General features: G+C 55.5%; 10 protein-coding genes and 4 tRNA genes. All 14 read right to left on the reverse strand.

The window, feature by feature from the left end; all coding sequences use genetic code 11:
- Positions 1 to 60: 60 nt before the first annotated feature.
- The 14 genes from rpoB to birA all read right to left on the reverse strand — a co-directional run bounded on the left by rpoB (position 61) and on the right by birA (position 10517).
- The gene (gene rpoB, locus AC0IYH_RS23790) at positions 61 to 4134 is read right to left on the reverse strand and encodes a DNA-directed RNA polymerase subunit beta (protein WP_116629462.1); all 4074 of its coding nucleotides are present in this window, start codon (positions 4132 to 4134) and stop codon (positions 61 to 63) included.
- Between the two features lie 219 nt (positions 4135 to 4353).
- Positions 4354 to 4719 carry a 50S ribosomal protein L7/L12 gene (gene rplL, locus AC0IYH_RS23795; protein ID WP_116629463.1) on the reverse strand — a complete coding sequence of 122 codons (366 nt, stop codon included), beginning with the start codon at positions 4717 to 4719 and terminating at the stop codon, positions 4354 to 4356.
- A 78-nt stretch (positions 4720 to 4797) separates the two neighbouring features.
- On the reverse strand, positions 4798 to 5298 hold the full coding sequence (gene rplJ, locus AC0IYH_RS23800) for a 50S ribosomal protein L10 (RefSeq protein WP_116629464.1): 501 nt from the start codon (positions 5296 to 5298) through the stop codon (positions 4798 to 4800).
- A 200-nt stretch (positions 5299 to 5498) separates the two neighbouring features.
- The gene (gene rplA / locus AC0IYH_RS23805) at positions 5499 to 6194 is read right to left on the reverse strand and encodes a 50S ribosomal protein L1 (RefSeq protein ID WP_033900028.1); all 696 of its coding nucleotides are present in this window, start codon (positions 6192 to 6194) and stop codon (positions 5499 to 5501) included.
- Complete coding sequence (gene rplK / locus AC0IYH_RS23810; protein WP_003176435.1) at positions 6194 to 6625, reverse strand: 50S ribosomal protein L11; 432 nt, start codon at positions 6623 to 6625, stop codon at positions 6194 to 6196. The genes rplA and rplK overlap by 1 nt, the downstream gene beginning before the upstream one ends.
- A gap of 117 nt (positions 6626 to 6742) precedes the next feature.
- Positions 6743 to 7276 carry a transcription termination/antitermination protein NusG gene (gene nusG, locus AC0IYH_RS23815; RefSeq protein ID WP_003176436.1) on the reverse strand — a complete coding sequence of 178 codons (534 nt, stop codon included), beginning with the start codon at positions 7274 to 7276 and terminating at the stop codon, positions 6743 to 6745.
- Between the two features lie 9 nt (positions 7277 to 7285).
- The gene (gene secE, locus AC0IYH_RS23820; protein WP_003194658.1) at positions 7286 to 7654 is read right to left on the reverse strand and encodes a preprotein translocase subunit SecE; all 369 of its coding nucleotides are present in this window, start codon (positions 7652 to 7654) and stop codon (positions 7286 to 7288) included.
- A gap of 45 nt (positions 7655 to 7699) precedes the next feature.
- Positions 7700 to 7775, reverse strand: a tRNA-Trp gene (locus AC0IYH_RS23825).
- A gap of 161 nt (positions 7776 to 7936) precedes the next feature.
- A tRNA-Thr gene (locus tag AC0IYH_RS23830) sits at positions 7937 to 8012 on the reverse strand.
- Between the two features lie 26 nt (positions 8013 to 8038).
- Positions 8039 to 8112: transfer RNA gene (locus AC0IYH_RS23835), tRNA-Gly, on the reverse strand.
- 24 nt (positions 8113 to 8136) lie between these two features.
- A tRNA-Tyr gene (locus AC0IYH_RS23840) sits at positions 8137 to 8221 on the reverse strand.
- Positions 8222 to 8364: 143 nt separating this feature from the next.
- Positions 8365 to 8811 (reverse strand): hypothetical protein, encoded by a 447-nt coding sequence (locus tag AC0IYH_RS23845; protein WP_116629465.1) that lies wholly within the window; start codon positions 8809 to 8811, stop codon positions 8365 to 8367.
- Positions 8812 to 8818: 7 nt separating this feature from the next.
- Complete coding sequence (locus tag AC0IYH_RS23850; RefSeq protein ID WP_116629466.1) at positions 8819 to 9568, reverse strand: pantothenate kinase; 750 nt, start codon at positions 9566 to 9568, stop codon at positions 8819 to 8821.
- Positions 9558 to 10517, reverse strand: a complete 960-nt coding sequence (gene birA / locus AC0IYH_RS23855; protein ID WP_122773502.1) for a bifunctional biotin--[acetyl-CoA-carboxylase] ligase/biotin operon repressor BirA — start codon at positions 10515 to 10517, stop codon at positions 9558 to 9560. The genes AC0IYH_RS23850 and birA overlap by 11 nt, the downstream gene beginning before the upstream one ends.
- Positions 10518 to 10730 lie beyond the last annotated feature (213 nt).

Raw genomic sequence — 10730 nt, forward strand, 5'->3', positions numbered from 1 at the left:
TTTCCTCCTGGCGGAGCAGAGAGCGGGCTAAACAGCCCCGCTCTCGATTCGCGTCACGTGTTATTCGGTTTCCAGATCGATATCGATGCCGAGGGAACGAATTTCTTTGATCAACACGTTGAAAGACTCGGGCATGCCCGGCTCCATACGGTGATCGCCGTCCACGATGTTTTTGTACATCTTGGTACGACCGTTCACATCGTCCGACTTCACTGTGAGCATTTCTTGCAGAGTGTAAGCAGCACCGTATGCTTCCAGTGCCCAGACCTCCATCTCCCCGAAACGCTGACCACCGAACTGAGCCTTACCACCCAGCGGCTGCTGGGTAACCAGGCTGTACGAACCGGTAGAACGAGCGTGCATCTTGTCGTCTACCAAGTGGTTCAGCTTCAGCATGTACATGTAGCCAACAGTAACCGGGCGCTCAAACTTGTTGCCGGTACGGCCGTCGAACAGCTGCATCTGGCCGCTTTCTGGCAGGTCTGCCAGTTTCAGCATGGCCTTGATTTCGCTTTCCTTGGCACCGTCGAACACCGGGGTAGCCATTGGAACGCCGCCGCGCAGGTTCTTCGCCAGATCCAGGATTTCCTGGTCGGAGAAGGTGTCCAGCTCTTCGTTGCGACCGCCGATCTCGTTGTAGATCTCGTGCAGGAACTTACGCAGGTCTGCGACCTTGCGCTGCTCTTCGATCATACGGTTGATCTTCTCGCCCAGACCTTTGGCCGCGAGGCCCAGGTGGGTTTCGAGGATCTGACCAACGTTCATACGCGAAGGTACGCCCAACGGGTTGAGGACGACGTCGACCGGGGTGCCATTGGCATCGTGCGGCATGTCTTCAACCGGCATGATCACGGAGACCACACCCTTGTTACCGTGACGACCGGCCATCTTGTCGCCCGGCTGGATGCGGCGACGGATTGCCAGGTAAACCTTGACGATTTTCAGCACGCCTGGAGCCAGGTCATCGCCCTGCTGCAGTTTGCGCTTCTTGTCTTCGAACTTGTCGTCCAGCAGACGGCGGCGATCAACGATGTAGGCCTGAGCCTTCTCGAGTTGCTCGTTCAGAGCGTCTTCAGCCATGCGCAGTTTGAACCACTGGCCGTGCTCAAGACCGTCGAGGATTTCGTCGGTGATGTCCTGACCTTTCTTCAGGCCTGCGCCGCCTTCGGCCTTGTGGCCTACCAGAGCGGAACGCAGACGTTCGAAGGTCGCGCCTTCAACGATACGGAACTCTTCGTTCAGGTCCTTGCGGATCTCGTCGAGCTGGGTCTTCTCGATGGACAGTGCACGAGCATCACGCTCAACGCCGTCACGGGTGAAGACCTGTACGTCGATGACAGTACCTTTGGTACCGGTAGGTACACGCAGGGAGGTGTCTTTAACGTCGCTGGCTTTTTCACCGAAGATGGCACGCAACAGCTTCTCTTCCGGAGTCAGTTGGGTCTCGCCTTTCGGAGTGACCTTACCGACCAGAATATCGCCTGCGCCAACTTCAGCACCTACGTAAACGATACCGGCTTCGTCCAGCTTGTTCAGTGCAGCTTCACCCACATTCGGGATGTCTGCAGTGATTTCCTCTGGCCCAAGCTTGGTATCACGTGCCACACAGGTCAGTTCCTGGATGTGGATCGTGGTGAAACGGTCTTCTTGGACAACACGCTCGGACAGGCAGATGGAGTCTTCGAAGTTGAAGCCGTTCCATGCCATGAACGCGATGCGCATGTTCTGACCCAGCGCCAGCTCACCCATGTCGGTGGACGGGCCGTCGGCCATGATGTCGCTACGCTGAACGCGATCACCCTTGCTCACCAGCGGACGCTGGTTGATGCAGGTGTTCTGGTTCGAGCGGGTGTATTTGGTCAGGTTGTAGATGTCGACACCGGCTTCGCCAGTTTCAACTTCGTCATCGGCAACACGAACCACGATACGGCTGGCATCAACGGAGTCGATCACGCCGCCACGACGAGCCACGACGCAAACGCCGGAGTCACGAGCTACGTTACGTTCCATGCCGGTACCTACCAGCGGCTTGTCAGCGCGCAGGGTTGGTACAGCTTGACGCTGCATGTTGGAACCCATCAACGCACGGTTGGCGTCATCGTGCTCCAGGAACGGGATCAGCGACGCTGCAACCGAAACTACCTGCTTCGGCGAAACGTCCATCAAGGTGACGTCTTCCGGCGCCTTGACGGTGAACTCGTTCAGGTGACGAACAGCTACCAGCTCGTCGATCAGGACTTTCTTGTCGTTCATCGTGGCCGAAGCCTGAGCGATCACGTGATCAGCTTCTTCGATGGCGGACAGGAATACGATCTCGTCGGTGACCAGAGCGTCTTTCACCACACGGTACGGGCTCTCGAGGAAGCCGTACTGGTTGGTGCGCGCATAAGCGGCCAGGGAGTTGATCAGACCGATGTTCGGACCTTCCGGCGTTTCGATCGGGCAAACACGACCGTAGTGCGTCGGGTGTACGTCACGAACTTCGAAGCCTGCACGCTCACGGGTCAGACCGCCCGGGCCCAGTGCGGAAACACGGCGCTTGTGGGTGATCTCGGAGAGCGGGTTGTTCTGGTCCATGAACTGCGAAAGCTGGCTGGAACCGAAGAACTCTTTCACCGCCGCAGCCACAGGCTTGGCGTTGATCAGGTCTTGCGGCATCAGGCCTTCGCTTTCAGCCATCGACAGACGCTCTTTGACCGCACGCTCAACACGTACCAGGCCAACGCGGAACTGGTTCTCGGCCATTTCGCCTACGCAGCGAACACGACGGTTACCCAGGTGGTCGATGTCATCGACGATGCCTTTACCGTTACGGATGTCGACCAGGGTCTTCAGTACCGCGACGATGTCTTCCTTGCACAGCACGCCCGAACCTTCGATCTCGGTACGACCGATACGACGGTTGAACTTCATCCGGCCGACCGCAGACAGGTCATAGCGCTCAGGGCTGAAGAACAGGTTGTTGAACAGGGTTTCAGCAGCGTCTTTGGTTGGCGGCTCGCCTGGACGCATCATGCGATAGATCTCGACCAGTGCTTCCAATTGGTTGCTGGTGGAGTCGATCTTCAGCGTGTCGGAGACGAACGGACCGCAGTCGATGTCGTTGGTGTACAGGGTCTCGAGGCGAACAACCTGGGCCTTGGCAATTTTTGCCAGGATCTCGGTGTTCAGCTCGGTGTTGCACTCAGCCAGGATCTCGCCTGTAGCTGGGTGAACGATGGCCTTGGCAGTGGTACGACCCAGGACGTAGTCCAGGGGTACGTCCAACGATTTGATACCGGCTTTTTCGATCTGGTTGATGTGGCGCGCAGTAATACGACGGCCAGCTTCAACAATGACCTTGCCTTTCTCGTCCTGGATGTCCAGGACAGCAATTTCACCACGCAGACGCGAAGCGATCAGCTCCAGGCTGAGGGTTTCATCCTTCAGGCTGAATACGTTGGTGGTGTAGAAAGCGTCCAGCACTTGCTCAGTGGTATAACCGAGCGCGCGCAGCAGTACCGAGGCCGGCAGCTTGCGACGACGGTCGATACGCACGAACACGCAGTCCTTCGGATCGAACTCGAAGTCCAACCACGAACCGCGGTACGGAATGATCCGCGCGGAGTACAGGAGCTTGCCGGAGCTGTGCGTCTTGCCGCGGTCGTGATCGAAGAACACGCCCGGGGAACGGTGCAGCTGGGAAACGATAACACGCTCGGTACCGTTGATAACGAAGGTACCGTTTTCAGTCATCAGTGGGATTTCGCCCATGTAGACTTCTTGCTCTTTGATGTCCTTGATCGCTTTGTTCGACGATTCTTTGTCGAAAATGATCAGACGGACTTTTACCCGCAAAGGTACGGCGTACGTAACACCGCGCAACACGCATTCTTTGACATCAAATGCCGGTTCGCCCAGGCGATAACCGACGTACTCCAGCGCAGCATTGCCGGAGTAGCTGATGATCGGGAAAACGGATTTGAAGGCCGCATGCAGGCCCACGTCGCGGAACTGATCTTTGGTCGCTCCCGCCTGCAAGAATTCACGATACGAATCCAGCTGGATAGCCAGAAGGTACGGGACATCCATGACGTCCGGCAACTTGCTAAAGTCCTTGCGGATACGTTTTTTCTCAGTATATGAGTAAGCCATCAGCGTTCCCCAGCTTGGTCACCTGCTTGTTTGGCCCCTCCGACGGGAGCAGCCAGAAAATCTTGCAAACCCCATGGTTTGCACCACCGCATCGGGTGGCTACAGCGCGTTCATGGCGGCGACCTAGTCGGCAGCCAAGAACGGAAAAAGGCCGGTGGCAAGTGCCACCAGCCATCAGCCTTCAGCTTAACGCTTGGGCTGGAGACGCAAGGTCGATGCTTACTTCAGCTCGACTTTAGCGCCTGCTTCTTCCAGTGCTGCTTTGGCTTTGTCAGCTGCGTCTTTGGCAACAGCTTCCAGAACCATGGCAGGAGCGCCGTCAACTACAGCCTTGGCTTCTTTCAGGCCCAGACCGGTCAGTTCACGTACTGCCTTGATCACGTTTACTTTCTTCTCGCCAGCTTCCAGCAGCATGACGTTGAATTCGGTTTGCTCTTCAGCAACAACTGCAGCAGCAGCTGGGCCAGCAGAAGCAGCGGCAGCGGAAACGCCGAATTTTTCTTCGAAAGCTTTGATCAGCTCAACAACCTGCAGAACCGACATTTCAGCTACGGCGTTGAGGATATCGTCTTGGGAGATAGACATTGCTGTATTTCCTGAATTGGGGGACGGCCTACGCGGCCATCGAAATAAACAAAAAAACGCGAGAGAACTTGCTCAGCCTTAGGCTGCGGCAGCTTCTTTTTGCTCGCGAACTGCGGCCAGAGTACGAGCCAACTTGCTGGTAGCGCCTTGAATCACGCTCATCAGCTGAGAAATAGCTTCGTTACGGGTCGGCAGTGTTGCCAGTACGTCGATTTGGTTAGCTGCGAGGAACTTGCCCTCGAACGCAGCTGCCTTGATCTCGAACTTATCCTGACTCTTGGCGAATTCCTTGAACAAACGGGCAGCAGCGCCCGGGTGTTCCTTGGAGAACGCGATCAGAGTCGGGCCGGTGAACACGTCGTTGAGAACACTGTATTCAGTGTCAGCAACAGCGCGCTTGAGCAGGGTGTTACGTACAACACGTACGTATACGCCAGCTTCACGAGCCTCTTTACGGAGTCCGGTCATAGCGCTTACTGTCACACCACGGGCATCAGCCACGACAGCGGACAGAGCAGCTTTGGCAGCCTCGTTGACTTCAGCGACGATGGCCTTCTTGTCTTCGAGATTAATTGCCACGGGTTAAACTCCTGCTTGTTACCGTTTCATCTGGCCGGAGCCGGATGTCGTTTTGGTGTCTGATTCGGTAAGGAACCGGGAGCACCATCTGCGTAGGCTTGTGGTTTAAGACTTGCGTCGCCTACGGTCTTGGATAGCCCCCGCAAAGCAGGGACCCCAATTTTTTCCAATTGGCGCAATCGCTTGCACCAATTTGTGTCTTATACGTCCAGCGAGCCTTGGTCGATGACCAGACCTGGGCCCATAGTGGTGCTCAGGGTAACGCGCTTGACGTAGATACCTTTCGAGGAAGCTGGCTTGATACGCTTCAGATCAGCGATCAGGGCTTCAACGTTTTCCTTCAGCTTGACGGCATCGAAGCCGACTTTGCCAACGGAGGTGTGAATGATGCCGTTTTTGTCGGTGCGATAACGAACCTGACCAGCCTTGGCGTTTTTAACCGCGGTAGCTACGTCTGGAGTTACGGTGCCGACTTTAGGGTTAGGCATCAGACCACGTGGACCCAGGATCTGACCCAACTGACCTACAACGCGCATTGCATCCGGGGAAGCAATAACTACGTCATAGTTCAGGTCGCCGCCTTTCATTTCGGCAGCCAGGTCGTCCATGCCAACGCGATCAGCACCAGCGGCCAGAGCAGCTTCAGCTGCCGGGCCCTGGGTGAAGACAGCAACACGTACAGTCTTGCCAGTACCGTGTGGCAGCACAGTAGCGCTACGAACGACCTGGTCGGATTTACGTGGGTCAACACCCAGGTTTACAGCAACGTCAACGGACTCGCTGAACTTGACAGTCGACAGCTCGGCCAGCAGGGCAGCAGCGTCTACAAAGTTGTAGGCCTTGCCTGCTTCGATTTTGCCGGCGATAGCCTTTTGGCGCTTGGTCAGCTTAGCCATTACACACCCTCCACGTTAAGGCCCATGCTACGAGCAGAACCGGCGATGGTACGCACGGCTGCATCCATATCAGCTGCAGTCAGATCCGCGTTTTTGGTTTTCGCGATTTCTTCCAGCTGAGCACGAGTTACGGTGCCAACCTTAACGGTGTTAGGACGAGCGGAACCGCTAGTCAGACCAGCAGCTTTCTTCAACAGAACCGAAGCCGGGGTCGACTTGGTTTCGAAGGTGAAGCTACGGTCGCTGTATACAGTGATGATCACTGGAGTCGGCAGACCTGGCTCAAGACCCTGAGTACGGGCGTTGAAGGCCTTGCAGAATTCCATGATGTTCACGCCGTGCTGACCCAGAGCTGGGCCGACGGGTGGGCTAGGGTTGGCCTGAGCGGCCTTCACTTGCAGCTTGATGTAAGCGGTAATCTTCTTGGCCATGAGGCACTCCAATTACGGGTTCAAACGCCTCGAAAGGCTCCCCGGTTACTTGCGCGTTTATCCCAGTGACGACAAAACCCCACAGCCTAAGGCTGCGGGGTTGGGATGCTTGCTCAGCTAGACCTTCTCGACCTGGCTGAACTCCAACTCTACCGGGGTAGAGCGACCGAAAATGAGCACTGCCACCTGGATCCGGCTCTTTTCGTAGTTAACTTCTTCGACGGTGCCGTTGAAATCAGCAAACGGACCATCTGTGACACGAACAACCTCACCCGGCTCGAACAACGTCTTCGGCTTAGGCTTGTCGCTACCGTCAGCAACACGACGCAGGATCGCTTCTGCCTCTTTGTCAGTGATCGGAGCAGGCTTATCAGCGGTACCGCCAATGAAACCCATGACACGAGGAGTGTCCTTGACCAAGTGCCAAGTACCTTCGTTCATGTCCATCTGTACCAGCACGTAGCCAGGGAAGAACTTGCGTTCACTCTTGCGCTTCTGACCATTCCGCATTTCAACCACCTCTTCAGTGGGAACCAGAATTTCGCCGAAGCCATCTTCCATGCCTGCCAGCTTTACGCGCTCCAGCAAAGAGCGCATAACATGCTTCTCGTAACCCGAGTAAGCATGCACAACGTACCAACGCTTAGCCACGGGACACCCTTAGCCAACAATCAAGGAAACAAGCCAGCCGAGCAGGGAATCAAGCCCCCACAACAGCAACGCCATAACCAGTACAACAGCCACAACAATCAACGTGGTCTGCGTGGTTTCTTGGCGAGTCGGCCAAACGACTTTACGGATTTCGGTGCGAGCTTCCTTTACCAGGACTGCGAAAGACTTGCCTTTGGCAGTCTGCAGGCCTACAAAGGCAGCTACAGCAGCAAGGGCGAGCAAAGCGAGTACGCGGTACAGGATCGGCGAAGCAGAGTAGTACTGATTGCCAACAACGCCTACGACCACCAATGCGACTACAGCGAGCCACTTGACGAGATCGAAACGAGAGCTTTGAGCTTCAGCCTTAGGAGTCATCTATGAAGATCCTGTGAAAAGAAAGCCAGACACACCACGTGAATCTGGCAGGTCAGGAGGGAATCGAACCCCCAACCTACGGTTTTGGAGACCGTTGCTCTGCCAATTGAGCTACTGACCTAAAACAAAATCAGGCCGACCATTATGCAGGCCTGAAAAAGACTTTACAACAACCAACCCCGCTAGACTTGAAATCATCCAGCAACAACACCGGAAACACCACTATCAAGCCGAGGTAGCTGTTAAAACAAAGGCAGATATTTTCATATCTGCCTTGTTATATGGAGCTCTTGAGCGGATTTGAACCGCTGACCTCACCCTTACCAAGGGTGTGCTCTACCAACTGAGCTACAAGAGCGAAACACATTGCACAACCTGCAAACTTGGAGCGGGTAGCGGGAATCGAACCCGCATCATCAGCTTGGAAGGCTGAGGTTCTACCACTAAACTATACCCGCGGAGCTTGCAGCTCACGCTAAAAATGGTGGAGGGGGAAGGATTCGAACCTTCGAAGTCGTAGACGTCAGATTTACAGTCTGATCCCTTTGGCCGCTCGGGAACCCCTCCTAAGCGAGCCGGCATTCTACATCACGCCGGCCTTCTGTCAAGCATTTTCTCATTTAAAAATATGAGGTTAGCTGCGTTGACCTTCGCTTCACGCTGTAGACCGTAAAGGTCTTCACTGCGAAGCGGGCGCCATTCTATGCAAACTATTCGACAGTTGCAACGCCTTCGCACAACATTATTTTATGTTTTAACTCATTGAATTCCTTAGCAAGGTTTTCAAACGGCAGATCATCAGCCAACCGCCGGCTTTCAGGGGCAACCCGGAGCCAGTAACCCGAGGCATCCGGCGCGCTCAGCAACTGCAGCTTGACCTTGATATCCAGGCTCACGAGACGCTGCTCGACGGACTGCGCCTGGCGCTGATCCGAAAAACCACCGATGTACAAGCACGTATTCGACGAGTCAGGCGCCCTTGCTCGATCCCTGCGGACCACAGCATCCGCGGACTCACTGAGCAATCGAATATCCTGCTGCGAGCCTTTATAGAGGCTCAGGGGCGTAACGTCCTTGGCGCGCAATGGCGCTTCTTGCTGATGCCATACGTAGTAGAAGGCGTTGAGGACGAGTAAAAGCAAAAACAGCCAACGCATAATCACCTCACGATAAAGGACACGCCATCGCCAACCCAACAAAAATCAGGTCAGGCACGAGTCGAGCCTGCGGCACCGCGTCTGACACCAGGGCTGCATCCCCACCGGTCAGGAACACAGTGAAGTCATCCCCCCAGTAGGCGCGAGCCAATTCAAGCTGCGTCAGCACAAACCCCCTAAGCATCAATGTACAGCCACGCTCGACGGCCTCTACGGTGGTACGACCAGGGGAAAGGCGCTCAAGAGCCCTTTCCGCAGCAACATCGTCGTAGCGTATCCGCCGCGTGTGCGTTCGCAGCTGGTTACGCATGAGGGGCATCCCTGGGCAGATGAAGCCGCCCAAGTGCTCGCCATCGGCGGCAATAAAATCTGCAGTTGCTGCCGTACCAAAATCGAGCACCAGACATGCGCCCGATGCCAACTTGAATCCACCCAACATCGCTAACCAACGATCAAGGCCAAGACGCTCGAAATCTTCGTAGCCATTGCGCACCCCAGCCATCTCTCGGGCGGAAGCAGCACAGGAAACAACAACACCAAAGGCCTCAACGAGAGCGGCGACCAACTTGTCTGTTTCCTCCAAGGCGCGAACACTCACCAACCTACAGCGTGTCAGCAATATGCCTGGTAGCGCTGTCAGACTTTCAATCAATGCGATGTCCGAACCGGCAACCCCCTCCGCAGAGGCGCTCGCCCTATCCGAGTCAAGTATTCGCCACTTGATAAAGCTATTCCCACAGTCGAGCTCAAGAATCATCACGCAACCTCAGGCTTAACTCACCACCACTGTATATTTTCTCAACACCATCAACACTTAAACGCAACGCACCTTGAGAGTCGACTCCCAGCACAATTCCATCGACCTGGTTGACACCCGCAATGAGGGAGACAGCCCTTCCCTGCCATGCGTGGTTTTGCTCCCACTCCTCTTGAAGCGCCGTAAAGCCCTCCGCCCGATGACGATCCAGATAGTCCTGCAGCTGAAGGCCCAATCGCGCAACCAGCGAATTACGATCTGCAGGAGAGCCCTTCTCGAGCTGCACCGAAGTCCACTGCTGATCAACCTCCTCAGCTTTCTGCATGTTTACGTTGATACCTATTCCGAGGACAACGTGACAGATATCCGCCGGATCCCCCACCAACTCCAGCAAGATCCCGGCTATTTTCTTCTGCCCTACCAATACATCATTTGGCCATTTCAAGGTCGCGCCCTGCACCCCAGACTCACGTAAGGACTGCATGACCGCCAGGCCAACCACCAGACTGAGCCCCTCTAGTTGCCGAAGGCCTCCTTCGATACGCAACACAAGGCTGTAATACACGTTCTGAGCGAATGGGCTGACCCACTTTCGGCCCCGCCTGCCCCGTCCTGCCGTCTGCTGTTCCGCAAGCACCAGGAACGGCGCCACATGCCCAGCATCAACAAGGCGCAAGGCCTCTGCATTGGTGGAGTCGATGGAATCGGATATATGGACAGGCCACGAAAGGGACGGCGCATTCAGCGCAATGTCCGTAGCGCTCAAGAACACCAGCGGCGAAGCCAACTGATAACCCTTGCCCCGAACTTTATGGATGGGCAGATTCAACTCAGCTTCGAGGTGCTGCAGTTGCTTCCAGACAGCACTGCGACTAACCCCCAGGGCAGCACCCAGCGCTTCTCCGGAATGAAATCGGCCATCCTTCAAAAGCTTTAACAACGTCAGCATGCAAGTATCGCCTCACAATGAGGCACGCATGATAGCCATGCGCAAGGTCATTGCATAGAAAGGCGGGACTTTAGCATTGAAGGCCGCCGTAATGAGCCTCTTCGCCCTTTTCGACCGCCCAAAACAAAACCCCATTTGCTTTCGCAAATGGGGTTTCGGAATTTAATCTTGACGATGACCTACTCTCACATGGGGAAACCCCACACTACCATC

It is taken from the genome of Pseudomonas sp. AC463, from assembly GCF_979253585.1.

What these genes read in the sequence shown, in the direction of transcription:
- birA (WP_122773502.1), bottom strand. Translation starts at nt 10,517, where the DNA reads ATGCTGACGTTGTTAAAGCTTTTGAAGGATGGCCGATTTCATTCCGGA.
- rplK (WP_003176435.1), bottom strand. Translation starts at nt 6,625, where the DNA reads ATGGCCAAGAAGATTACCGCTTACATCAAGCTGCAAGTGAAGGCCGCT.
- AC0IYH_RS23845 (WP_116629465.1), bottom strand. Translation starts at nt 8,811, where the DNA reads ATGCGTTGGCTGTTTTTGCTTTTACTCGTCCTCAACGCCTTCTACTAC.
- secE (WP_003194658.1), bottom strand. Translation starts at nt 7,654, where the DNA reads ATGACTCCTAAGGCTGAAGCTCAAAGCTCTCGTTTCGATCTCGTCAAG.
- rplL (WP_116629463.1), bottom strand. Translation starts at nt 4,719, where the DNA reads ATGTCTATCTCCCAAGACGATATCCTCAACGCCGTAGCTGAAATGTCG.
- AC0IYH_RS23850 (WP_116629466.1), bottom strand. Translation starts at nt 9,568, where the DNA reads ATGATTCTTGAGCTCGACTGTGGGAATAGCTTTATCAAGTGGCGAATA.
- rpoB (WP_116629462.1), bottom strand. Translation starts at nt 4,134, where the DNA reads ATGGCTTACTCATATACTGAGAAAAAACGTATCCGCAAGGACTTTAGC.
- rplA (WP_033900028.1), bottom strand. Translation starts at nt 6,194, where the DNA reads ATGGCTAAGCTGACCAAGCGCCAAAAGGCTATCGCCGGCAAAATCGAA.